Here is a 24,234-nt window from a genome sequence, read left to right as displayed (position 1 = left end):
CGGTATCCCGCCGCTACCTTCTCCCCCGCCGCATGAACCGCCGCGCCACGGCCTTCTCCGCCTCGATGATCAGGAAGGTGGCGAGGCCGAAGCCGGCGAGGATCAGCCAGTCGATCCCGGCGATCGCCGCGGTGCCGAACAGGTCCTGCATCAGCGGGACGTAGGTGAAGGCGAGCTGGAGCGCCAGGCACAGCGCGATGGAGATCAGCACCGGCCGGCTGCCGAGGATGCCCCGTGCGGACAGCACCGGGTTCATGATGGCCCTGGCATTCCACAGGTAGAAGATCTCGCCGACCACCAGCGCGTTGACCGCGACCGTGCGGGCCTTCTCCAGCGGCGCGCCCGAGGATTGCATCCACAGGAACAGGCCGAAGGCGGGTATCACCAGCAGCACCATGACGAACAGGATCCGCCAGACCATGTAGCCGGTCAGGATGCCCTCGGCAGCACTGCGCGGCGGCCGGCGCATGATGTCGGGCTCGCTCGGCTCGAAAGCCAGCGCCAAGCCCAGGGTCACGGCGCTGATCATGTTGACCCACAGGATCTGCACCGGGGTGATCGGGAGCATGGTGCCGGCCAGGATCGCCGCCAGGATGATCATCGCCTGCGCCGCGTTGGTCGGCAGCAGGAACAGGATGGTCTTGCGCAGGTTGTCGTAGACCGTCCGCCCCTCGGCCACAGCGCGGGCGATCGAGGCGAAATTGTCGTCGGCCAGCACCATGGCCGCCGCCTCCTTCGCGGCCTCCGTCCCCTTCTGGCCCATGGCGATCCCGACATCCGCCCGCTTCAGCGCCGGCGCGTCGTTCACCCCGTCCCCGGTCATGGCGATGGTGGCGCCGTCGGCCTGGAGCGCCTCGACCAGCCGCAGCTTGTGCTCGGGCGTGGTGCGGGCGAAGATGTCGGTGGTGCGCGCCGCCTCCAGCAGGCCGCGCCCGTCGAGCCGGTCGAGGTCGCGGCCGGTCAGCACCGGGGTTCCGCCCAGGCCGAAGGCGGCGCCGATCGCCCCTGCCGTGACCGCATGGTCGCCGGTGATCATCTTGACCCGGATGCCGGCGTCGGCGCAGGCCTTGACCGCCTCGATCGCCTCCTCGCGCGGGGGATCGATCAGGCCGACCAGCCCCAGCAGCGTCAGGCCGCATGTTACGTCGGCGAACTCCACCGTCCCCTGATCGGCGCCGGCGTCCCGGACCGCGATCCCCAGCACCCGCTGGCCGCTTGCCGCCATGGCCTCGATCCGGCGGTGCCACTCGGCGGCGTCGAGCGGCGCGTCGCCGTCGGGCCGGCGTTCCGCCGATGCCATCTCGATGATCCGCTCCGGCGCTCCCTTGACGTAGATCCGGGCGCCGCCGCTGCCGCGGTGGAGCGTCGCCATGAACTTGTGGTCCGATTCGAATGGGATGACGTCAACCCTGGGCCAGTCCCGGCCGGTTCCGGCCTGGTCGAGCCCGGCCTTCAGCGCCAGGGTCACCAGCGCGCCGTCGGTCGGATCGCCTTCCAGGTGCCACTCCCCGTCCCGCTCGGACACCGAGGCGTCGTTGCACAGCAGGGCGGCGCGCGCGATCTCCGCCAGGACGGGATCGGCCGCCGGGTCCGCCGGGGAATCCGCCGCCCGGCCGTCGGGCGTGAATCCGCCGGACGGCTCGTAGCCGATGCCGTCCACGTCGTAGGCGGCGCCGGATGTCACGACGCGGCGGACCGTCAGCTCGTTCCGGGTCAGGGTCCCGGTCTTGTCGGAGCAGATGACGCTGACCGCTCCCAGCGTCTCGACCGCCGGCAGGCGCCGGATGATGGCGTTGCGCCGGGCCATGCGGGTGACCCCGATGGCGAGCGTGATGGTCATGACCGCCGGGAGCCCTTCCGGGATCGCCGCGACCGCGAGGCCGACCGCCGCCATGAACATGTCGTCCATGGCGAAGCCCTGGAGCCAGACACCGACCGCGAAGGCGAGGGCGGCCAGCGCCAGGATCCCCACGGTGAGCCACCGGCCGAATGCGGCCATCTGGGCCAGCAGCGGCGTCGTCAGGGTCTCGACCCCGGCGATCATGGTGCTGATCCGGCCGATCTCGGTCTGGTCGCCGGTGCCGACCACCAGCCCGGTCCCCTGCCCCGTGGTCACCAGCGTCCCGGAAAAGGCGGCCGGGGTGCGGTCGCCCAGGGCGGCGTCAGGGGCCACCGGATCGACCGACTTGGAGACCGGCACCGATTCGCCGGTCAGCGCCGATTCCTGGATCTGGAGGTTGCGCGCGGCGATCAGGCGCAGGTCCGCCGGCACCTTGTCGCCCGAGGCGAGCTGGACCAGGTCGCCGGGCACCAGCTCCTCCGCGGGGATGGTCCGGCGCCGGCCGTCGCGGATCACGGCGGCGTTCGGCGACAGCATGTCGCGGATGGCGTCCAGCGCCTGTTCCGCCTTGCCCTCCTGGATGAAGCCGATCAGGGCGTTGATCACCACCACGCCGACGATGACCGCGGCGTCGACCAGCTCGCCCAGGGCGGCGCTCATGGCGGCCGCCGCCAGCAGCACATAGATCAGCACGTTGTTGAACTGGACCAGGAAGCGCACCAGGGCGCTTCGCCGGGGAGGAGGCGTCAGCCGGTTCGGCCCATGCCGGGCGAGCCGGGCGGCGGCCTCCTCGGCGCTCAGCCCCTGCTCGCCCGTGCCGAACCGGCGGAGCGCGTCCGGAGCGCCGACCGCATGCCAGGCCTCCGGCGCGTCGGAGGAGCCGGTACCGCCAGGATCCGGTGCCGAATGCGGCCGCGGCCGGGTATCGACGGTCATGATGTCCTCCACGGTTGTTGGCTCTCTGCCTGAGTTGGTTTCGGCAGTCGGGATCACGAGCGCAATCGTGCGTCATCAACCGTCTCAGCGACAACCCGTCGCAGTGGCTGCCGCAGTGGCCGGCCCGGAAGGACGGCGCCTATCAGCGGATATAGAGCTTCGGTACAGTTCCGGTTTCGTTTGACTTGTCAATCCGGTTCGTATAACCATATCCCCATCAGAAGGCCCAATCCCGAGAATCCCTAAATATTCTCGAGCGTCCCGCCCGGGGATGCTCCGACGGCCGATAGCCTCATCTCTGCCGCGCTGCCCAAGCAACTGCGCCCGGCATTCAACTGCCGCTCCCGTCCCCCACAGGCTCCCGATGAACCTCCAAGAGTTGAAATGTAAGACGCCTGCCGAGTTACTGGCGTTCGCCGAAGAATTACAGATCGAGAACGCCAGCACCTTGCGCAAGCAAGACATGATGTTCGCCATCCTGAAGCAGCTCGCCGACAACGAGGTACCGATCTTCGGGGACGGCGTGCTGGAGATCCTCCAGGACGGCTTCGGATTCCTGCGCTCGCCGGAGTCCAACTACTTGCCTGGTCCGGACGACATCTATGTCAGCCCGAGCCAGGTGCGCCGCTTCGGCCTGCGCACCGGCGACACCGTCGAGGGACAGATCCGGGCGCCGAAGGACGGGGAGCGCTATTTCGCGCTGCTCAAGGTCAACACGATCAATTTCGACAGCCCGGACAAGGTCCGGCACCGGATCAACTTCGACAACCTGACCCCGCTCTACCCGGAAGAGCGGCTGAACATGGAAATCGAGGATCCGACCAAGAAGAACTTCACCGGCCGGATCATCGACCTGGTCGTCCCGCTGGGCAAGGGCCAGCGCGCGCTGGTGGTGGCGCCGCCTCGCACCGGCAAGACGGTGATGCTCCAGAACATCGCCCATTCGATCGCCCAGAATCATCCCGAAGTCTACCTGATCGTCCTGCTGATCGACGAGCGGCCGGAGGAAGTGACCGACATGGCGCGCAGCGTGCGCGGCGAGGTCGTCAGCTCCACCTTCGACGAGCCGGCGGCCCGCCACGTCCAGGTCGCCGAGATGGTGATCGAGAAGGCCAAGCGGCTGGTCGAGCACAAGCGCGACGTGGTGATCCTTCTGGACAGCATCACCCGCCTGGCGCGCGCCTACAACACGGTCGTCCCCAGCTCCGGCAAGGTGCTGACCGGCGGCGTCGACGCCAACGCCCTGCAGCGCCCGAAGCGCTTCTTCGGCGCCGCCCGAAACATCGAGGAAGGCGGCTCGCTGACCATCATCGCGACCGCGCTGATCGATACCGGGTCGCGCATGGACGAGGTGATCTTCGAGGAGTTCAAGGGCACCGGCAATTCCGAGATCATCCTGGACCGCAAGATCAGCGACAAGCGCACCTTCCCGGCGATCGACATCACCAAGTCGGGCACCCGGAAGGAAGAGCTGCTGGTCGACAAGGCGACGATTTCCAAGATGTGGGTGCTGCGCCGCATCCTGATGCCCATGGGCGTCACGGACTCGGTCGACTTCCTGCTGGACAAGCTGAAGCACACCAAGAGCAATTCCGAGTTCTTCGACTCGATGAACCAGTAGGCCGCTCCCGGCGGACATGAAAAAGGCCTTTGCTTCCTCCTCGCGGAGAGAGGCAAAGGCCTTTTTCATGTCGTGCGGGAGGGGCGGCGTCGCGCCGTCCCTCTCGGTAGGGAAACGGTCGTCAGGCCGTCGTCGGCTGCTGCGGGGCGGTCTGGCGGCGGTAGAGGTCGGTGAAGTCGATCGGGTTGATCATCAGCGGCGGGTAGCCGCCGTCGCGGGTCGCGTCGGCGACGATCGCCCGGGCGAACGGGAACAGCAGGCGCGGACCCTCGATGAGCAGCACCGGCCGGATATGCTCGTCGGCGAGGCCCTGGAGGGTGAACAGGCCGGCATAGGACAGTTCGACCAGGAACGCGGTGTTCTCGCCGACCTTGGCCTCGCAGCGCATCTCCAGGACGACCTCGTAGAGCGTCTCGCCGACCTGCTGGCTGCGGACGTCGACGCCGACCGAGACCTGGGGAGCCGGCTGGCCGGGCAGCAGGGTCTGCGGGGCGTTGGGGTTCTCGAACGAGAAGTCCTTGACGTACTGGGCGTTGATGACGATCGGCAGGGCGGTGGGGCGGCTCTGGCCGGCGCCGGACTGGTCGGTCATGGTGATCTCCTGGTGAGCGCGTGGATTTGGCGCATGCGCGGTTCGTATCGGTTCTGCGCTTCTGGTGCTGTGGCTAGCACGGAATCACGGGGCACGGCAATGAACGGGTGCCGTCAGGACGCGGCCCCGGGGAGGCCCGGACGCGGCGCCCCGCGGGGGTCGAACTCCACGATGGCGCAGTTCGTCACCTCCTCCCCCGTGAGGGCGCGGATGAAGCCCCAATGGCTGACGACGCCGACGTGCCGCTGGTCTTTCATCCCGGCGGCGATGGCGCGGAATTCGGCCGCGCGCATCATCACGCCGTCCTCGTTCTCCTCCTGGTCGGGCCACCAGATCTCCGGCACGTGGTCGAACGCCAGGTATGGCCACTGCTTCTCCAGTTCGGAGCGAGGCGTCCCGATGTCGCACATGAAATGGGCGTGCTCGCCCAGGATGGGCTGGACCTCGATCGGCAGCTCCAGCACCTCGGCGATGATCGAGGCGGTCTGGAGCGCCCGGGTGTAGGGGCTCGCCAGCAGGCGCTTGAGCCCCCGGTCGGACAGCTGGGCCGCGGTGGCCAGCGCCTGGGCGCGGCCGGTCTCGGTCAGGCCGGGGTCGATCAGTCCGGGATCGACCCGCTGGACCGCGAAGGCGGCGTTGAATTCGGACTGTCCGTGTCGGATCAGAAGCATGATGGGATGTTACCGGTCATGGGGAGGGCGCCACCGGCTGTCGGGCGGGGGGCTGTCGGGCGGCGGAAGGTCGGTCCGGTCCGGGGGACCGGGCGTGACATCGGTGAACTCCCCCTCGATCACGCCGGGCGGCGGCCTGCTGGTCCTGCGGGCAAAGGGATCGTCGGGATTCACCTCCGCTCCGTCGACGAACACGCGCATGCCGCCGCGCTTGCCCAGCATGCCGATCAGGCGGCGGCGGAGAAAACCCCGGAAGGCCGGGATGAAAAGCAGGGCGCCGAGCGTATCCGTCACGAAGCCCGGCGTCAGCAGGAGCACTCCCGCGGCGACCAGGCAGAAACCGTCGAACACCTCGGCGACCGGCAGTTCGTTGCGGGCCAGGCTCTCCTGGGCCCGACGGGCGACCGCGAAGCCTTGCACGCGCAGCAACGCCGCCCCGGCGAAGGCCGTCAGGAGGATCAGGGCAAGGGTCGGCCACAAGCCGATCAAGCCGCCCACCTGGATGAACACGGCGATTTCTATGATCGGAAGGATGATGAATGCGAGTAGGATGTACATGCGTGTCCTTGCTCTTTCCCCGGTAACGGCCTATCTACGAAAAGAGGCGTTTGTCGAAACCGGTACGGGGATTACCGGTACAGGGATTCGGCTGACACCGTACACATACGCTCTTCACGCGGTACAGTTAATACGCGCCCGGCTGACGGTCTAGGGCGAACCGACCAGGACATGTTCAATGGGCGAGGGGTTTTATTTCATCGATATCCTGATTTTCGCCATGATCGCAGCCTTTCTCGTGTATCGGCTGCGCGGCGTTTTGGGCCGGCGTCACGGTGAGGAGCGCCAGCGACCCAACCCGTATACTCCGCGGCCTGGCCAGGAGGGTGGAGACAACGTCGTGACGCTGCCGGATCGCGGGCGCCTGCCCGTCGACCTGCCGCCGCCGGCTCCCGACGAGCCCTACTCGCTCGCGGCCGGCATCGCGCAGATCCAGGCCAACGATCCGACCTTCGACGAGAAGAATTTCGTCCAGGGTGCCCGCGCCGCGTTCGAGATGATCGTCACCGCCTTCGCGCAGGGCGACACGCCGACGCTTCGGCCGCTGCTGAGCGACGACGTCTACGACAATTTCGCCGCCGCGATCCGCAACCGGCAGGCCGCCGGCGAGACGCTGGAGACCCAGGTGATCGGCATCCGCGACTCGGACGTGATCGAGGCCCGCATGGAAGGCCGGACCGCCTTCGTCACGATCAAGTTCGTCAGCGACCAGGTCAACATCACGCGCGACAAGGCGGGCGAGGTGATCGACGGCGATCCCGAACAGCCGCTGGAGGTCGTGGACATCTGGACTTTCGCGCGCAACACCCGCTCGCGGAATCCGAACTGGACCCTGATCGAGACCCGCGTTCCGAACTGACGGGCCATGGGGCCGATTGGGTAGATGCTTTCCCGCTTCATGAAGACCGGCACCGCGTTCGCAGCGCTGCCGGCCGCCTTCCTGGCGTTCCTCCTCGCAGCCTGCGCGCCGGAGGCGCCGAAGGAGGCCGAGACCGTCCCGCCCAAGCTGACGCTGACCCCGGCGCGGTTCGAGGATCTGCCGGGCTGGCGGACCGATACCCAGGCCGACGCGCTCGACGCCTTCGCCCGCTCTTGCGGCAAGCTGACCGTACAGCCGGCCGACCGGGCGCTGGGGGCGGCGGGCCGGATCGCGGACTGGATCGCCCCGTGCGAGGCGCTGGCGCGGGTGCCGCGCGGCGACCACGCCGCCGCCCGGACTTTCTTCGAGACCTGGTTCCTGCCCTACGCGGCGGCCGACAACGACAAGCCCGAGGGACTGTTCACCGGCTACTACGAGGCGGAACTGCGCGGCTCGGCCCTGCCGGGCGGCCGCTACTCGGTGCCGCTCTACCGCAAGCCCGACGATCTGGTGATGGTCGACCTGGGCGAGTTCCGCGATACCCTGAAGGGTGAGCGGATCGCCGGGCGGGTCGTCGAAGGCCGGCTGCGCCCCTACGAGGACCGCGCGAAGATCGAGGGCGGCGCCCTGAAGGGCCGCGGCCTGGAGATGGTCTGGGTCGACGATCCGGTGGACGCCTTCTTCCTGCATATCCAGGGATCGGGCCGGGTGGTGATGGAGGACGGCAGTACCGTCCGGGTCGGCTATGACGGCCAGAACGGCCATCCCTACGTCGCGATCGGCCGCGAGCTGATCGCCCGCGGCGCCCTGACCCGCGAGACGGTGTCTATGCAGTCGATCCGGGACTGGCTGGACGCCCATCCGGACGAGGCCGCCGACCTGATGAACCGCAATCCGTCCTTCGTCTTCTTCCGGCCGCTCACGGGCGAGGGTCCCGTGGGAGCCCAGGGCGTCGCCCTGACGCCGGGCCGCAGCCTGGCGGTGGACCGGTCGTTCGTGCCCTATGGCGTGCCGGTCTGGCTCGACGCCCAGGATCCGCTCGACGCCGGGGCGCGGGTCCGCCGCCTGATGGTGGCGCAGGACACCGGCGGTGCCATCCGGGGCGTCGTGCGCGGCGACGTGTTCTGGGGCCACGGACCCGAAGCGGAATTGCGGGCCGGCAAGATGCGGAGCCCCGGCCGCTACCATCTGCTGATTCCGCGCGCGGTGGCGCCGGTCGGCTGACGCGCCGGGCGATGGCGGTTGCCACGACTGGTAATACCAACTAATTACACGGCAACCAGTTACATCGCACAAGATACCAATCCGGCCTGAACTTCCGGAGACGGAAGGCCAGCGCCGCAGGGACGGAAACAATGGACAGCGCGATAAAGACGCCCCGCGTGGGGCTTTTCGTCACTTGCCTGGTCGACCTGTTCCGGCCGACCGTGGGCTTCGCCGCGGTCAAGCTGCTGGAGGACGCCGGTTGCTCGGTGGAGGTGCCGGCCTCCCAGACCTGCTGCGGCCAGCCGGCCTACAACTCGGGCGCCCGAGCCGACACCAAGGAGATCGCCCGCGGCGTGATCGAGGCGTTCGAGGGCTTCGACTATGTGGTGGCCCCCAGCGGGTCGTGCGCGGGCATGATCAAGGAGCATTACGGCGAGCTGTTCGCGGACGAGCCGGACTGGGCCCAGCGCGCCGCCCACCTGAAGCACAGGACCTACGAGCTGGTCTCGTTCCTCGTCGACGTCATGGGGCTGGACGGGGTCGACGCCCGCTACGACGGCACCGTCACGTACCATGACAGCTGCTCCGGCCTGCGCGAGCTGGGGGTGAAGCAGCAGCCCCGCGCGCTGCTGCGCTCGGTCGAGGGGCTGACGGTGGCGGAACTGCCGGGAGCCGAGGTGTGTTGCGGTTTCGGCGGCACCTTCTGCATCAAGTACCCGGAAATCTCCAACAAGATGGTGGGCGAGAAGATCGCCGACATCCAGCGGACCGGGGCGGACACGCTGCTCGCCGGCGACATGGGCTGCCTGCTGAACATGGCGGGCAAGCTGAAGCGCGAGGGCGCCGCGGTGAAGGTCCGGCACGTCGCGGAGGTGCTGGCCGGCATGACCGGCGAAACGCCGCCGATCGGCGACACCCGCGCCCGGTGATTTGCGGTATATGATTGGCCCGGGACGAGAGAATACCGGTCGAGAGTTGAGGAACGCCTGAGATGCAGAGCACGAGTCACGCCTTCAAGGACAATGCCCACGGCGCACTGGCGGACGAACGCCTCCAGAAGGCGCTGGGCAAGATGAAGGTCGGGTTCCAGGACAAGCGGACGCGGGCGGTCGGCCGCCTGCCGGAGTTCGACCGGCTGCGCGACCAGTCGCGCGACATCAAGAACCATGTGCTCGACCATCTCGACCTCTATCTCGAACGGTTCGAGGACAAGGTCACGGCCAATGGCGGCCACGTCCACTGGTGCCGCACGCCGGGCGAGGCGCGCGACGCGATCCTGCGGATCTGCCGCTCGGTCGATGCCAAGGTCGTGACCAAGGGCAAGTCGATGATCGCGGAGGAGATCGAGCTCAACGACCATCTGGAGAAGAACGGCCTGGAGCCGGTCGAGACCGACCTGGGCGAGTACATCATCCAGCTCCGCAAGGAAGCGCCCAGCCATATCATCGCGCCGGCCGTCCACCTGAACAAGGAGGACGTGGCCGCGACCTTCATGAAGACCCACGCGGGCCTGGACCCGAATCGCTCCCTGGAGGAGCCGCGGGCGCTGGTCAACGAGGCGCGCGAGATGCTGCGCCAGAAGTTCCTGGCGGCCGACGTCGGCATCACCGGGGCCAACTTCCTGATCGCCGAGACCGGCTCCACCGTGATCGTGACCAACGAGGGCAACGGCGACCTGACGCAGACGCTGCCCAAGGTGCATATCGTGCTGGCCAGCCTGGAGAAGATCGTCCCGACGCTGGAGGATGCATCGACCATCCTGCGCGTCCTGGCCCGCTCGGCGACCGGCCAGGAGTTCTCCTCCTACACGACCTTCTCGACCGGGCCGCGTCGGCCGGAAGACCTGGACGGGCCGGAGCAGTTCCACGTGGTGCTGCTGGACAACGGCCGCACGGGCATGCTGGGCACCGAGTTCCAGGACATGCTCCGCTGCATCCGCTGCGGCGCCTGCATGAACCACTGCCCCGTCTATGGCGCCGTGGGAGGCCATGCCTATGGCTGGGTCTATCCCGGGCCGATGGGGTCGGTCCTGACGCCCAGCCTGATCGGCGTGCAGGAGGCGGGGCATCTGCCGAACGCCTCGACCTTCTGCGGCAAGTGCGAGAGCGTCTGCCCCATGCGCATCCCCCTGCCCCGCATGATGCGGCACTGGCGCGAGCGCGAGTACCAGAACAAGATGGCGCCGCAGGCCTACCGGTACGGGCTGGGCCTGTGGGCCTGGTTCGCCAAGCGGCCCAAGCTGTACCGCCTGGGGGCCAACATGATGATGGGCGCGCTGGGCACCCTCGGCCGCCGCAAGGGCCGCTTCCGGTCGCTGCCGCTGGCCCGGGGCTGGACCGACTGGCGCGACATGCCGGCACCCGAGGGCAAGACCTTCCAGCAGCTCTGGGCGCAGCGCCAGGCCCGCCAGGGCCAGCAAGGCCAAGCCTCCGGCAGGAAGGCGGCCTGAGCCATGTCCGAAGCCCGCACCCAGATCCTGACCAGCATCCGCCGTTCCCTGAAGCGCGACGGCGCCAGCCCGGAGATGGCCGCCGCCGTGGACGGCCGGCTGAAGGAGCACCGGCGCAACCTGGTGCCCGACCGGACCGACCTGTCGGCGTCGGACAAGGTGGACCTGTTCGTCTCCATGGTGACCGAGGTGGCCGCCACGGTGGACCGCCTGCCGAACCTGGCGCGGGTTCCCCACGCGGTGGCCGATTACCTGGCGAGCCAGAACCTGCCGGCCGAGGTGAAGGTCGCCCCCGACCCGCAGCTCGACGGGGTTCCATGGAACAAGCGGCCGACCCTGACGGTGGACCGGGGCCGGGCGGCGGACCGCGACCTCACCAGCGTGACCGCCGCCTTCGCCGGCATCGCCGAGACCGGCACCCTGATGATGCTGTCGGGTCCCGAGCATCCCACCACGCTGAACATGATGCCGGACACCCATATCGTCGTGCTGCGGGCCGACCAGATCGTCGGCAGCTACGAGGACGGCTGGGATGCCGTGCGGCGGCGCGGGCAGGATTTGCCCCGGACCGTCAACTTCATCACCGGACCTTCCCGCACCGGCGACATCGAGCAGACCATCCAGCTCGGGGCGCACGGCCCGCGGCGACTCCACATCCTGCTGATCGACGGCGCGGGCGTCTGAGGCGGCGGGCGACGTGGAGACCAGATGAACAGAACGCCCCCACGCCGCCGCCGCACCGTGACGTCCGACGAGCACAGCCTCTGGCGCATGGCGATGCGCGACACCGACCCCCTGCCCGGCCGGGAGATCCCCGATCCGCCGGCACCCTCCCCGGCGGCCGGGGACCTCCCGGTCGAGATCGCCGGCCCGGCCGTGCCGGACGGCCTGGCGGGGCGCGGTGCCGGTCTCCCGGCATCCGGCCACCGCAACCGGCTGCCCGCCCTGGACCCCGCGTCGCCGCCTGGGCTCGACCGCCGGACCGACGACCGGCTGCGCCGGGGCCGTCTCGGCATCGAGGGCCGGATCGACCTCCACGGCATGACCCAGTCCCAGGCCCACGCCGCCCTCAACTCGTTCATCCTGCGCGGCTGGCACGAGCAGCGCCGGATGGTCCTGGTCATCACCGGCAAGGGATCGGCCGGAAAGGGGTCAGGCGGCCAGGGCGCCGGCATCCTGCGCCAGGTGGTTCCGCGCTGGCTGAACGAATCGCCGCTCCGCCCGCTGGTGCTTGCGATCCAGCGCGCCCAGCCGAAGGACGGCGGCGACGGCGCGCTCTATGTCCTGCTGAAACGACGGCGTTGATTCGTGACTCCCTTCGGTGCCCATATCCGCGAGCTGCGCGCCAAGCGCGGCGTCACCCTGAAGCAGATGGCCGATGAGCTGGAAGTGTCGTCGGCCTACCTCTCCGCCCTGGAACATGGCAAGCGCGGCCAGCCGTCGATCATGCTGGTCCGGCAGATCTGCGCCTATTTCCAGATCTTCTGGGACGAGGCCGAGGCGCTGGAACGGCTCGCCGAGATGAGCCACCCGCGCATCGTGGTCGATACGTCCGGCCTGACGCCCAAGGCGACCCTGGTCGCGAACCTGCTGGCCGACCGCATCCGCTCGCTCGACGAGGCGACCATCGACCGGCTTCTGGAAGTGCTGAACCGGTAGGTTTCCGTTCGACGCGCTGCTCCGGAAGCGTCAGGCACCCGGACCGGCACCAATGGCATGATCACCCTGTTGAGTCGGGTGACAAGGGAGGCAGCGATGATCCGGTCCATAGTCATGCTGGCGCTGGCGGCGACCGTGCTGGCGGGGTGCGCCAATCCGCGGATCGAAGCGGCGGCCCGGGCCAATACGGCGCTGATCGGGATGCCGAAGGAGCTGCTTTATTCCTGCGCCGGGGTCCCCGACCGTACCCAGCAGGTCGGCGACACCGAGCTCCTGACCTATGTGGGCGGGATGACCTTCACGCAGGTCGAGACCGACTTTGACGATATCGGGATCGGTGGACGGCGCTTCATCCGACCACGGACGACGGTCCACCGCCAGAACTTCCAGTGCGAGGCAACCTTCACCATGCGGGACGGCATCGTCGAAAGCCTGGATTACAACCAGGGCCGCGACCTGGAATCGTGCGGCACGATCGTGGAAACCTGCGTGGCGGTGGTCCCGGCACCCCGCTGACCCAGGCGCTGGACCGGGGCGCTGACCGCTGGAATGCCGGGACCACCGTGTTTCACGTGAAACGTCACGGCAGCAGGAGCGACGACCCCTTGGTGGCGCGGGCATGCAGGGCCCGGTGGGCTTCGGCGGCGTCGCGGAGCGGGAAGGTCTGGCGAACCTCTATCTTCACGTCGCCGCTATGGACCACGTCGAACAGGTCGGCGGCACTGGTCATCAGGTCTTCGCGCTTCGCCGTGTAGGAGAACAGCATCGGCCGGGTCACATAGAGCGAGCCCTTCGCGGCCAGGACCCCGAGATCGACCGGAGGCACCGCACCCGAGGACTGTCCGAACAGGACCATCAGGCCACGCGGCTGCAGGCAGTCCAGGCTGTTCATGAAGGTGTCCTTTCCGACCGAGTCGTAGACCACCGGCACGCCGGCCCCATCGGTGATCTCCTTCACCCGCTCGACGAAGTTCTCGCGGCTGTAAACGATCGGGTGCGTGCAGCCGTTCTCCCGGGCCAGTTCCGCCTTCTCGTCCGACCCGACGGTCCCGATGACGGTGGCACCCAGCTTGCGGGCCCACTGGCAGAGGATCAGGCCGACGCCGCCCGCCGCGGCATGGACCAGGATGGTCTCGCCCGGCATGACCTTGTGGCATGACCGCAGCAGGAACTGGGCGGTCATGCCCTGGAGCATCATCGCCGCGGCCTGTTTGTCGTCGATCCAGCTCGGCAGCGGGACCAGCCTGTCGGCCGGCATCAGGCGAACCTCGGCATAGGCACCGATCGGCCCGCCCGCATAGGCGACGCGGTCACCGGGGCTGAAGCTGGTAACCCCGGGGCCGACCGATTCGACGACGCCCGCCCCTTCCATGCCGGGGATGCAGGGAAGGTCGGGGACCGGGTAAAGGCCGCTGCGATGGTAGGTATCGATGAAGTTGAGCCCGATCGCCGACTGCCGGATCTTCACCTGTCCTGGTCCTGGACCGCCGACTTCGACCTCTTCCCATTTCAGGACCTCGGGTCCGCCGGCCTGATGAAAGCGGATGGCGTGAACCATTGTTTTCGGACTCCCTCTCGTTCTTGTCGTGCCGCTTCAGGCCGTCAGATGCTCTTTCAGGAAAGCGGCCGTGCGCTGGTTCGCCAGGTCGGCGGCCTGTTTGTCGTAGTGGGCGCCGCCGACGCGGGCGAAGGCGTGGTCGCAGCCGGGATAGGTATGGGCGGTGACGCAGGAGATCTTGGACAGCGCGTCGCGGATCTGCTGCTGGGCCGGCGGCGGGACGAACTGGTCCTTCTCGGCGATATGGGCGAGATAGGGCTTGGTGATGGCGCTCGCCTCGTCCAGGTTCTTCTCGATCCCGACGCCATAATAGGAGACGGAGCAGTCGGCGTTGGACCGGGTCGCCATCAGGTAGGCGAGCTTGCCGCCCAGGCAATATCCCAGCGTGCCGACCAAGCCGTTGCAGCCCTCGGTCTCGCGCAGGACGCCCAGGGTCGCGATCAGGTCGTTCACACCCTTGACCTCGCTGAAGCCCTTGTAGAGCTCGAAGGCCTTTGCCCATTCCTCGTCGGTCTTGTCGGTGATCTGGATACCGGGTTCCTGGCGCCAGAACAAGTCGGGGCAAAGGGCGAGATAGCCCTGCGCGGCCAGATCGTCGCAGATCTCCCGCATCACCTGGTTGACGCCGAAGATTTCCTGGATCACGACGATGCCGGGTCCGGTGCCTCCGGCAGGCTTCGCGAGATATCCGGTAAAGGTGCCGCCGTCGGCCGCGTTGATCGTAACGTCGGTCATTCCACCCTTCTCTTTCTTGGACTGTGCCGTGGGTCATGGGTTCCGGCCCGAGGCATGACCTCAGGCCGTGCTGGCGACGACACGATATAGGCGCGGTGGCGCCTTGTCACGATACCGGTGTACTCAGGTCGCGCCGCGTCACGCCACGGGGGCATGCACCAGGACGGCCTCGTGGTTCAGCAGCCAGTCCTTGGTGGTCAGTCCGCCGAAGCCCGAATAGCCTCCCTTCCCCGCCCCGCCGACGACGCGATGGCAGGGGATCACGATGGGCAGCGGGTTGCGCCCGCAGGCCCCGCCGACGGCGCGGGGGGCGGAATCGAGCTGGCGGGCGAGGTCGCCGTAGGTCGCGGTCCTGCCGCACGGGATCTCCACCATCGCCGCCCAGACCCGCTGCTGGAACAGGGTACCGTGCGGGCGCATCGGTAGGTCGAAGACCGTGCGGTGCCCGTCGAAATATTGCCGGAGCTGGCGCGCCGCCTCGTCCAGCACGCTGTCGCGGTCGGCCGCGGTCTCGCCCGTGTCCCAGTCCAGCGCCGTCAGCGCGCCGTCCAGGCTGGTGAGGTTAAGGCGTCCCAGGGGGCTTTCGATGGTCAGGCGTCCCATGCCGTCACTTCCTCGTCAGGTTGATCTTGAGGTCGGCAGCGTCGGTGATCGGGGCGGAGCAGGTCATGTTCGCGCAGACATAGGCGGTCGCCTTGCCTGCCACCATGCCCTTGCCCTTTGCCGGGTGTCCGTCCGGGAGATCGGTCTCCGGGGACAGCAGGGTCATCACCACGGATGGCGACGAGGTCGCCCGGACCGTGTCGAGCAGGGCTTCGGTGTCGGCGGCTCCCTTGTTCCCCACCACCACGAGCTGGATCGCAGTATAGAGCAGTTCGGTATTGTTGAGCAGCGTGGAAAGGGGGAAGAAGTTGCGGGTCAGCTCGCCGGAGAAGGCCTGGACCACCGCCTCGGCCCGCTGGTGATAGCTGTCGTCCCCGGTCATGCTGAACAGCCGGCCCAGCACGCCGACCAGGGTGCCGTTGCCGGCGGGAACCGCGTTGTCGTGGGAGGTCTTGGTCCGCACGATCAGGCGCTCGGCATCGTCGGCGGTGAAGAAGTAGCCCCCGCTCTCCTGGTCCCAGTAGTGCCGGTCCAGCACCTCGACCCAGCCGCGGGTCTGGTCGAGATAGCGCGGCTCCCCGGTCACCTCGTACAAGGCCAGCGCTCCGCGCGCCATGTTGGCGTAGTCGTCGAGCGAGGCCGGGTTCTTCAGCTGTCCCCGGCGCCAGGTGTGGAACAGCCGGCCGTCCCGGATCATGGTTCCAGCCACGAAGTCGAATGCCGCCGCAGCCGCGGCGATCCAGTCCGGCCGGCCGAACACGAAGCCGGACCGGGCGAGCGCCGCGATCATCAGACCGTTCCAGTCGGCCAGTACCTTGTCGTCCCATCCGGGATGGATGCGGCGCTCGCGCGCCTGCCACAGGATGGCCCGCATCCGGGCAAGGCTCGCCTCGTGGTCCTCGTCGCCCAACTCCGGCTTGGCGGTGCGGTTCAGGATGTTGGTGCCTTCCCAGTTGCCCTGCCGGGTGACGTCGTAGGCCGACTTGAAGACCGCGGCGTCCGGGCCGAGGATGTCGTCGATCTCCCGTTCCGACCAGACGTAGAAGCGCCCCTCCTCGCCCTCGCTGTCGGCGTCGAGCGTGCTGGCGAACCCGGCGACACGCCCGCCTTCGGCATCCTCCGCCAGCATCTCGCGCAGGACCCAGTCCACCGTCTCGGCGACGCGGACCTTGAACAGCGGCTCGCCGGTCTCCTGCCAGACCAGGGTCAGCAGGTCGATCAACTGGGCGTTGTCATAGAGCATCTTCTCGAAATGCGGGGCCAGCCAGTGGTCGTCGGTGGAGTAGCGCGCGAAGCCTCCGCCAAGATGGTCGTAGATGCCGCCCTGGCACATATGGCGAAGCGTGTTGGTCACGGCGGTCTTGTAGGGTTCCCTGCCCGTCCGCTTCCAGGCGTGCCACAGCAGGGTGAACAGGGAGGTCTGGGGGAACTTGGGCGCCGACCCGATGCCGCCGTTGAAGGGATCGACCTCGCGGGCCAGCCGGTCGGCCACCTGGTTGAAGACGCCCGGCGTGATCGCGCCGCCGGAATGGTTCTCCGCCAGCTTCTCCAGACTGTCCTTCAGAGCCGTGACGTTGCGCGTCACCTTCTCCGGCTCTTCATGGTACGTCGCCGCCACGCCGCGCAGCACCTCCGGCAGACCGGGCCTGCTGTAGCGCGACGCCGGCGGGAAGTAGGTCCCGCCCCAGAACGGCTCGCCGTCCGGCGTCAGGAACATGGTCAGGGGCCAGCCGCCGGACTGTCCGAGCAGCGCGAGGGCGGACTGGTAGATGGTGTCGAGATCGGGCCGCTCCTCCCGGTCGACCTTGATGTTGACGAACAGTTCGTTCATCACCTCGGCGATCGCGGGATTCTCGAAACTCTCATGGGCCATCACGTGGCACCAGTGGCAGGCCGCGTAGCCGACCGACAGCAGGATCGGCTTCCCCTCTTTCCGCGCGCGGTCGAAGGCCTCATCTCCCCAGGGCATCCAGTGCACCGGGTTGTCCCTGTGCTGGAGCAGGTAGGGGCTGGTCTCATGGCCCAGCATGTTTGCGGACATGGTGCTCGCCTTTATCTGAGAGGGTTGCGGCATTGCGGCAAAGAACGGGTGCTGTCGTTGCGCTTGCACATCCTATCTGTATAGTGAAGCGCGCCGACGAGTGCGCTCAACCCCAATCTGTGTGGGGCTACCCCGGCGGGGGACGTGGCCCGAGAGGTTCCGAGCATGAAGATCACCGTCGACATCGATTGTACCCCCGAAGAAGCCCGGCATTTCTTCGGTCTGCCGGATGTGAAGCCGATGCAGGATGCCCTGATGCAACAGATTCAGGACCGCATGAGTGCCAACCTGCAGGCCATGGAACCGGAAGCGATGCTGAAGACCTGGCTGCCTGCCGGCCTGCAGGGTTTCGAGCAGATGCAGAAGATCTTCTGGACCCAGATGACCAACGCCATGGGCAAGGATGGAAAGAAGTGAGCGATCCGGAACTGATCTACAGCAGCCATGTCTTCTGCTGCACGAACCTGCGTCCCGAGGGGGCCAAGCGCGGGTCCTGCGCCGCGAAGGGCTCGGAGAAGCTCCGCAATTACATGAAGGCCCGCGCCAAGGAACTGGGTCTTGAGCCCAAGGTCCGTATCAACTCGGCCGGCTGCCTGGAGCGGTGCGAGTTGGGGCCTGCCCTGGTGATCTATCCCGAAGGCGTCTGGTACACCTTCACGTCCCAGGAAGACATCGACGAGATCCTGCAGACCCACGTGATCGACGGCGGGCGGGTCGAGCGGCTGATGCTGATGCCGGACCAGACGGAGCCCCGGTCCGAGGCGCGTTCCGTCGCTCCCGCCTGATCCGGTGATCCCGACCATCTTCGCCCCGGCCACGGCGCCGGGGCGCGGGGGCGTCGCCATCGTCCGGGTCTCCGGACCGCGGGCCGGCGTTGCCCTTACGATCCTGACCGCCCGCCCCCTGCCCGCTCCGCGCACCGCCACCGTCGTCCGGCTTGCCGATCCCCGCAGCGGGGAGTTCCTCGACCAGGGGGTGGTGCTGTGGTTCCCGGGGCCGCGCAGCTTCACCGGCGAGGACGTAGCCGAATTCCACGTGCATGGCGGCCGTGCCGTGGTTGCCGGGTTGATCGACTCCCTGTCCGCCCTGCAGGACTTCCGGATCGCCGAACCCGGGGAATTCAGCCGGCGCGGGTTCGAGAACGGCAAGTTCGACCTGACCGCCGCCGAGGCCATCGCCGATCTGGTGGATGCCGAGACCTCCGCCCAGCGCCGGCAGGCCCTGCGCCAGATGGAAGGCGAGCTGGGCCGGCTCTACGAGGATTGGCGCCGTCGCCTGACCCATGCCCTGGCCCATCTGGAAGCGGACATCGACTTTCCCGACGAGGACCTGCCCGAGGGCGTTTCCGACCAGGTGCGCCCGGTGCTGGAGTCCCTGATCACCGGCCTGCGGGCACACCTCGATGACAAGCGTCGGGGCGAGAGGCTGCGCGACGGAATCCACATCGCGATCCTGGGTGCGCCGAACGCCGGCAAGTCGAGCCTGCTGAACGCGCTGGCCCGGCGGGAGGCGGCGATCGTCTCCGAACGGGCGGGCACCACGCGGGACGTTGTGGAAGTCCACCTCGACCTGGGCGGCTATCCCGTCGTCCTGGCCGACACCGCCGGCCTGCGCGAGGCGGCCGACGAGATCGAGTCCGAGGGCATCCGGCGCGCGTTGGCGCGGGCCGCGCAAGCCGACCTGAAGCTCGCGGTGTTCGACGCGACCTCCCTGCCCGACCTGGACGCCCAGACGCTGGAGATCGTGGACGAGGATACGCTGGTCGTCCTGAACAAGAGCGACCGCGTCGCCTCGCCGGAGATGACGGTCGGGGGGCGCGCGACGTTGGCGGTTTCCGCCGTTACGGGTTCCGGCCTCGCCGAGTTGCTGGAGAAGTTGACCGCCGGCGTGGCGCGGCGGTTCGAGGCGCCCGGAGTGCCGGCACTCACCCGCGCCCGCCACCGGTCCGCGTTGGAGGAGTGCGTGGCGTCGCTTGAGCGGGCACTTTCGGCGCCGTTGCCAGAACTGGCTGCCGAGGATGTCCGGATCGCGATCCGGGCATTGGGGCGGATCACCGGCCGGGTGGATGTGGAAGATCTGCTCGACGTGATCTTCCGGGACTTCTGCATCGGGAAGTGACCGCTGTTTCACGTGAAACGCGCCGGTTTGGGAAGTTCATGGGATCACGGATGCACACGGAGAGCGCCGGGAGACCGGCAAGGAGTAGCGGGTGAAAGTCCTGTACGGTGAAGGAGTAGCGCCCCACACCGGCCCCGAGTCATGCGGCGGCGGTCGTGAGGCTGTCGGCGAAGCGTTGACAGGGGAGCGCATAGGCCAGCCATTGAGCCGCGTAAGAATCTCGATCCCGGATGCCGACAGGGTTCTGTGCCTGGAAGGCGATACGGCGGGGTGCGTCATGCGAGCACCCCGGCGGTCCGGCGTGGTCAGAGACCCTGGCATGTGCGGACGCTCCTTGCGCGGGAACCGGGAGATCTTCGGCGTGACCAGAGGCCGATGGCCGTCTGGTCCGCACCGGGAAGGCGAGGAGCCGTAGCCGGTGACGCACGCGCCGAAGAGGTCAGACCCATCCATAGTACCTGTGAAGTCGGCGAACGCGGACGCGGAGCCGGTGGAGGGAAGGGGTGGGGCCGAGGGGAATGCGTCTCCGCCGCACACGGGCCGGGCTCAGGACCGGGCACCCGTGCTCTCGGGGCTGGAGCGCATACGTCAAGCGGCACGGGAGCGAAAGGAGGAGCGGTTCACCACCCTTCTGACGCACGTGGATACCGACCTGCTGCGCTTTGCCTATCGGGCATTGAAGCGGGACGCGGCTCCGGGTGTGGACGGAATGACGTGGCGGGAGTACGCGGAGGGGCTGGAGGAACGGCTGGCGGACCTGAAGGACCGCGTGCATTCCGGCCGCTACCGGGCGCACCCGTCACGCCGGCATTTCATTCCCAAGCCGGACGGCCGGATGCGGCCGCTCGGGATCGCGGCACTGGAGGACAAGATCGTCCAGCGGGCGCTGGTGGAGGTGCTGAACGCCATCTACGAGGAAGACTTCCTCGGCTTCTCCTACGGCTTCCGGCCGGGACGGGGGCAGCACGACGCGCTCGACGCGTTGGCGGTGGCGATCGGCGAGTGCCGGGTGAACTGGATCCTGGATGCGGACATCCGGGCGTTCTTCGACAGCATCGACCACATGTGGATCATGCGGTTCCTGGAACACCGGATCGGCGATGCCCGCGTCCTGCGGCTGATCCGCAAGTGGCTGACGGTAGGCGTGGTGGACGAGACGGGGAAACGGCAGCCGGCGACGGCCGGCAGCCCGCAAGGGGCGGTGGCATCGCCACTGCTGGCCAACGTCTATCTCCACTATGTCTACGACCTGTGGACCCGGCAGTGGCGCCATCGCCACGCGACCGGGACCATGGTCATGGTGCGCTACGCCGACGACACCGTCGTCGGGTTCGAGCACCGGTCGGACGCCGAGCGGTTCCTCGCGGACCTGCGGGAGCGCCTGGCGCGGTTCGCCCTGGAACTGAACGCCGACAAGACCCGCCTGATCGAGTTCGGCCGGCAGGCAACTGCCGACCGGGCCAAGCGCGGCGCGGGCAAACCGGAGACCTTCGACTTCCTGGGCTTCACCCACATCTGTGGGCGGTCCCGGCGTGGCGGCTTCCTGCTGCGACGCCAGACCCGGCGCCAGCGCAAGCAGGCCAAGCTCAAGGAAATCAAGGAGGAACTCCGGCGGCGCTGGCACCAGGGCATCCCGGAGCAAGGCCGGTGGTTGGGACAGGTGATGCGCGGCTTCTACGCCTACTTCGCCGTCCCGACCAACTACCGGGCCCTTGCCAACCTGCGCTACCATGTCGGCGTCCTGTGGATGAGGGCGCTGCGTCGGCGCAGCCAGAAGGACAAGACACCGTGGGACAAACTCACGCGCCTTGCCGACTGCTGGCTACCACGGCCGCGCATCATCCATCCCTGGCCCGGAAACCGCTTCCGCGTCAAACACCCAAGGTGGGAGCCGGATGCCTTAATCGGGCACGTCCGGTTCTGTGCGGGGGGCGCCCGGTAACGGGCGTCCCTACCGCGATTGGATCGGATGGGCACGGATAGATGCCGGGCGGAGCCGATGCCGGCCAGATCCGTGTTCATCCTGTTTATCCGTGTTCATCCGTGATCCTTTACGCTCGGAAACACCCGCTTCCCGGCTGGCGTCGGGAAGCGACGCTTCTTCATGTGAGCCGCGCCGGTCCGGGAAGTTCAAGGGATCACGGAAGCACACGGATGGATCGGATGGGCACGGATACATGCCGGGCGGAGCCGATGCCGGTCAGATCCGTGTGCATCCGTGATCCTTCACGCGGCCGAACACCCGCTCCCCGGCAATCCGGCTTTGACCTCAACCCGTTCAGTCAATAAAGTGCGCGGCATGCGGAATTATGATGTGATCGTGGTCGGCGGTGGCCACGCGGGCTGTGAGGCTGCCGCGGCGTCGGCGCGCATGGGTGCGCGTACCCTGCTGCTGACCCACAAGCTGGAAACCGTCGGCGAGATGTCGTGCAACCCTGCCATCGGCGGGTTGGGCAAGGGCCATCTCGTTCGCGAGATCGACGCCCTGGACGGTGTCATGGGCCGGGTGATCGATCGTTCCGGCATCCAGTTCCGTATCCTGAATCGCAGCAAGGGACCCGCCGTCCGCGGTCCTCGCGCGCAGGCCGACCGCAAGCTCTATCGCGAGGCCATGCAGGCGGTGCTGGCGGAGCAGTCTGGCCTGGACATGCTGGGCGACGCGGTGGAGGATCTGGTCATCGGTGCCGACGGTGCGGTGGCCGGCGTCGTCACCGGCACCGGTCGGGAGATCCGGGCCGGAGCCGTGATCCTGACCACCGGGACGTTCCTGCGCGGCATGATCCACCTGGGCGAGGAGAAGATCCCGGCGGGCCGCGTCGGCGAGGCTCCCGCTCTCGGTCTTTCGGAGACGCTGTCGCGCGCCGGCTTCCCGCTGGGCCGGTTGAAGACCGGTACGCCGCCGCGCCTGGACGGCCGCACCATCGACTGGGCCGGGCTGGAGTGCCAGCCGGGCGACGACCCGCCTCCCCCGTTCTCGACCCTGACCGACCGGATCACGACGCCCCAGGTTCCTTGCCACGTGACCTGGACGACCCCGGCCGCGCACGAGGCGATCCGCGCGAACCTTCACCGGGCGCCGATGTATTCGGGTCAGATCCAGGGCGTCGGGCCGCGCTACTGCCCGTCGATCGAGGACAAGATCGTCCGCTTCGCCGACAAGGAACGGCATCAGATCTTCCTGGAGCCGGAAGGGCTGGACGACGATACGGTCTATCCCAACGGGATCTCGACCTCCCTGCCCCGCGACGTCCAACTCGCCGTTCTCGAGGCCATTCCCGGGCTTGAGCACGCGGTCATGATCCGCCCAGGCTACGCGATCGAGTACGATTATGTCGATCCGCGCGAGGTGACCCCGACGCTGGAGACCCGCCGCCTGCCCGGCCTGTTCCTGGCCGGACAGATCAACGGCACGACGGGGTACGAGGAAGCGGCGGCCCAGGGGCTGATGGCCGGGATCAACGCTGCGCTGCGTTGCGCCGGCGGCGGCACTTTCGTGCTGGACCGGGCCGACGCCTATATCGGGGTCCTGATCGACGACCTGATCACCCGCGGCACCACAGAGCCCTACCGCATGTTCACGTCGCGCGCCGAGTACCGGCTGCTGCTGCGGGCCGACAATGCCGATCAGCGCCTGACCGCGAAGGGCATGGCGATCGGCTGCGTCGGGAGCCTACGGTCGGAGCGGTTCGCCGAGAAGGCGGCGGGCCTGGAAGTCGCCCGCGCCTTGGTGGGCCGTCTTCAGGCAACTCCCAACGAGCTGTCGCGCCAGGGCTTCAACGTCAATCATGACGGCGTGCGCCGCAGCGCTTCGGACCTCCTCCGCTATCCCGACATGGACCTGGGCAAGCTCGCCCGGCTCTGGCCGGAGCTTTCCGAACTGCCGGCAGACATCGCCGAGCAGATCGAGATCGATGCCCGCTACTCCGGGTATCTCGACAGGCAGGAGGCCGATATCCGCGCCTTCCGCAAGGACGAGTCCCTGCTGCTGCCGGAAGACCTGGACGTCGATTCCATCGGCAGCCTGTCCACCGAGATCCGGCAGAAACTGCGTCAGGCTCGGCCGGCGACCCTTGGGGCGGCTGCCCGCATTCCGGGCGTCACCCCGGCCGCGGTGGTCGCCTTGCTCCGTCACGTGAAGCGCCGCGATGCCCGCCTCAGCGCCTGAGGACGTTCTTGCCGGTGTTTCACGTGAAACACGCGACCGCCTCCAGGTCTATGCGGACCTTTTGCGGAAATGGCAGCCGGCGATCAATCTGGTCGGCCCCCGCACCCTGCCCCATCTGTGGACCCGGCACTTCGCCGACTCCGCCCAGCTCCATCCCCTGGTCCCGCCGGGTGCCCGGACCCTCGTGGACTTCGGCAGCGGGGCGGGCTTCCCGGGATTGGTGCTGGCGATCCTGGGAGTTCCCGAGGTCCACTTGATCGAAAGCGATCAGCGCAAGGCCGCCTTCCTGCGGGAGGTCGCCCGCGCCACCGGCGCCGCCGCGACCGTCCATGCGGTCCGACTCGAGCAGGTCGAACCCTTCCCTGCCGATGTGGTGACCGCCCGGGCGCTGGCTCCGCTGGTCGATCTGCTTGGGTTCGCCGCCCCTTTTCTGGCGCCGGGCTCGATTTGCCTGTTCCCCAAAGGCCAGCAGGCCCAAGATGAAGTATCGATCGCTTCGAAGACTTGGAATATCACCGTCGATCGGATACAGAGTGTCACCGACTCCAGCGCCAGCATTCTCCGCGTGAGCGAGGTGTCCCGTGCCTGATGTCACCCGCATTTCCACCGTCGCTCCAGAGGCC

General features: G+C 68.1%; 23 protein-coding genes. 15 read left to right on the top strand and 8 right to left on the bottom strand.

Annotation, left to right across the window (positions count from 1 at the left end; translation table 11 throughout):
- Nucleotides 1-13 precede the first annotated feature (13 nt).
- Nucleotides 14-2,776, bottom strand: a complete 2,763-nt coding sequence (locus JL100_RS28785) for a cation-transporting P-type ATPase (RefSeq protein WP_202680804.1) — start codon at nt 2,774-2,776, stop codon at nt 14-16.
- A 364-nt stretch (nt 2,777-3,140) separates the two neighbouring features.
- Here JL100_RS28785 and rho point away from each other — a divergent pair, with 364 nt between their 5' ends.
- Nucleotides 3,141-4,397, top strand: coding sequence for a transcription termination factor Rho (gene rho, locus JL100_RS28780; protein WP_158047757.1), 1,257 nt, complete (start codon nt 3,141-3,143; stop codon nt 4,395-4,397).
- 121 nt (nt 4,398-4,518) lie between these two features.
- On the opposite strand, the gene secB is transcribed toward rho, so the two are convergent.
- The 3 genes from secB to JL100_RS28765 form a co-directional block, all read right to left on the bottom strand.
- Nucleotides 4,519-4,989, bottom strand: a complete 471-nt coding sequence (gene secB, locus JL100_RS28775) for a protein-export chaperone SecB (protein ID WP_202680803.1) — start codon at nt 4,987-4,989, stop codon at nt 4,519-4,521.
- 113 nt (nt 4,990-5,102) lie between these two features.
- On the bottom strand, nt 5,103-5,660 hold the full coding sequence (locus JL100_RS28770) for a histidine phosphatase family protein (RefSeq protein ID WP_202680802.1): 558 nt from the start codon (nt 5,658-5,660) through the stop codon (nt 5,103-5,105).
- 9 nt (nt 5,661-5,669) lie between these two features.
- Nucleotides 5,670-6,218, bottom strand: a complete 549-nt coding sequence (locus JL100_RS28765; RefSeq protein WP_202680801.1) for an FxsA family protein — start codon at nt 6,216-6,218, stop codon at nt 5,670-5,672.
- Nucleotides 6,219-6,396: 178 nt separating this feature from the next.
- Between JL100_RS28765 and JL100_RS28760 the strand changes: the two genes are divergently transcribed.
- From JL100_RS28760 to JL100_RS28725, 8 genes are all read left to right on the top strand, one after another.
- A complete protein-coding gene (locus JL100_RS28760) occupies nt 6,397-7,077 on the top strand; it encodes a Tim44/TimA family putative adaptor protein (RefSeq protein ID WP_202680800.1) in 681 nt (226 codons plus the stop codon).
- Nucleotides 7,078-7,101: 24 nt separating this feature from the next.
- Nucleotides 7,102-8,301: a murein transglycosylase A gene (gene mltA, locus JL100_RS28755; protein ID WP_228420964.1), complete on the top strand. Its 1,200-nt coding sequence runs from the start codon at nt 7,102-7,104 to the stop codon at nt 8,299-8,301.
- Nucleotides 8,302-8,432: 131 nt separating this feature from the next.
- Entirely contained in the window at nt 8,433-9,212 is a 780-nt protein-coding gene (locus tag JL100_RS28750) for a (Fe-S)-binding protein (RefSeq protein ID WP_202680799.1), read from the top strand.
- A 62-nt stretch (nt 9,213-9,274) separates the two neighbouring features.
- On the top strand, nt 9,275-10,732 hold the full coding sequence (locus tag JL100_RS28745) for a LutB/LldF family L-lactate oxidation iron-sulfur protein (protein ID WP_202680798.1): 1,458 nt from the start codon (nt 9,275-9,277) through the stop codon (nt 10,730-10,732).
- Between the two features lie 3 nt (nt 10,733-10,735).
- Nucleotides 10,736-11,416: a LutC/YkgG family protein gene (locus tag JL100_RS28740; protein WP_202680797.1), complete on the top strand. Its 681-nt coding sequence runs from the start codon at nt 10,736-10,738 to the stop codon at nt 11,414-11,416.
- A 24-nt stretch (nt 11,417-11,440) separates the two neighbouring features.
- Nucleotides 11,441-12,037, top strand: coding sequence for a Smr/MutS family protein (locus tag JL100_RS28735; RefSeq protein ID WP_202680796.1), 597 nt, complete (start codon nt 11,441-11,443; stop codon nt 12,035-12,037).
- 3 nt (nt 12,038-12,040) lie between these two features.
- Nucleotides 12,041-12,391 carry a helix-turn-helix domain-containing protein gene (locus JL100_RS28730; RefSeq protein ID WP_202680795.1) on the top strand — a complete coding sequence of 117 codons (351 nt, stop codon included), beginning with the start codon at nt 12,041-12,043 and terminating at the stop codon, nt 12,389-12,391.
- Between the two features lie 96 nt (nt 12,392-12,487).
- Nucleotides 12,488-12,907, top strand: a complete 420-nt coding sequence (locus tag JL100_RS28725) for a hypothetical protein (protein WP_202680794.1) — start codon at nt 12,488-12,490, stop codon at nt 12,905-12,907.
- Nucleotides 12,908-12,971: 64 nt separating this feature from the next.
- On the opposite strand, the gene JL100_RS28720 is transcribed toward JL100_RS28725, so the two are convergent.
- From JL100_RS28720 to JL100_RS28705, 4 genes are all read right to left on the bottom strand, one after another.
- Nucleotides 12,972-13,949, bottom strand: coding sequence for a quinone oxidoreductase family protein (locus tag JL100_RS28720; RefSeq protein ID WP_202680793.1), 978 nt, complete (start codon nt 13,947-13,949; stop codon nt 12,972-12,974).
- A gap of 36 nt (nt 13,950-13,985) precedes the next feature.
- Nucleotides 13,986-14,684 (bottom strand): dienelactone hydrolase family protein, encoded by a 699-nt coding sequence (locus tag JL100_RS28715; protein WP_202680792.1) that lies wholly within the window; start codon nt 14,682-14,684, stop codon nt 13,986-13,988.
- Nucleotides 14,685-14,822: 138 nt separating this feature from the next.
- A complete protein-coding gene (locus JL100_RS28710) occupies nt 14,823-15,287 on the bottom strand; it encodes a methylated-DNA--[protein]-cysteine S-methyltransferase (RefSeq protein ID WP_202680791.1) in 465 nt (154 codons plus the stop codon).
- Nucleotides 15,288-15,291: 4 nt separating this feature from the next.
- Entirely contained in the window at nt 15,292-17,328 is a 2,037-nt protein-coding gene (locus JL100_RS28705; protein ID WP_202680790.1) for a thioredoxin domain-containing protein, read from the bottom strand.
- 165 nt (nt 17,329-17,493) lie between these two features.
- On the opposite strand from JL100_RS28705, the gene JL100_RS28700 reads away from it, so the two are divergent.
- From JL100_RS28700 to rsmG, 6 genes are all read left to right on the top strand, one after another.
- Complete coding sequence (locus JL100_RS28700; RefSeq protein ID WP_202680789.1) at nt 17,494-17,745, top strand: DUF6489 family protein; 252 nt, start codon at nt 17,494-17,496, stop codon at nt 17,743-17,745.
- On the top strand, nt 17,742-18,113 hold the full coding sequence (locus JL100_RS28695; protein ID WP_202680788.1) for a (2Fe-2S) ferredoxin domain-containing protein: 372 nt from the start codon (nt 17,742-17,744) through the stop codon (nt 18,111-18,113). The genes JL100_RS28700 and JL100_RS28695 overlap by 4 nt, the downstream gene beginning before the upstream one ends.
- Nucleotides 18,114-18,117: 4 nt before the next feature.
- Nucleotides 18,118-19,446: a tRNA uridine-5-carboxymethylaminomethyl(34) synthesis GTPase MnmE gene (gene mnmE, locus JL100_RS28690; RefSeq protein ID WP_202680787.1), complete on the top strand. Its 1,329-nt coding sequence runs from the start codon at nt 18,118-18,120 to the stop codon at nt 19,444-19,446.
- Between the two features lie 562 nt (nt 19,447-20,008).
- A complete protein-coding gene (gene ltrA, locus JL100_RS28685; protein ID WP_407696907.1) occupies nt 20,009-21,388 on the top strand; it encodes a group II intron reverse transcriptase/maturase in 1,380 nt (459 codons plus the stop codon).
- Nucleotides 21,389-21,745: 357 nt separating this feature from the next.
- Nucleotides 21,746-23,611 carry a tRNA uridine-5-carboxymethylaminomethyl(34) synthesis enzyme MnmG gene (gene mnmG, locus JL100_RS28680; RefSeq protein ID WP_202685500.1) on the top strand — a complete coding sequence of 622 codons (1,866 nt, stop codon included), beginning with the start codon at nt 21,746-21,748 and terminating at the stop codon, nt 23,609-23,611.
- Nucleotides 23,592-24,200, top strand: a complete 609-nt coding sequence (rsmG, locus tag JL100_RS28675; protein WP_202685499.1) for a 16S rRNA (guanine(527)-N(7))-methyltransferase RsmG — start codon at nt 23,592-23,594, stop codon at nt 24,198-24,200. Before mnmG ends, rsmG begins: the two co-directional genes overlap by 20 nt.
- The last annotated feature ends 34 nt before the right edge of the window (nt 24,201-24,234 follow it).

Origin of the sequence: Skermanella mucosa, assembly GCF_016765655.2 — a bacterium.
Classification (GTDB): domain Bacteria; phylum Pseudomonadota; class Alphaproteobacteria; order Azospirillales; family Azospirillaceae; genus Skermanella; species Skermanella mucosa.
Note: the sequence above shows the minus strand (reverse complement) of the source record. Positions and strands in the feature narration are given on the sequence as shown.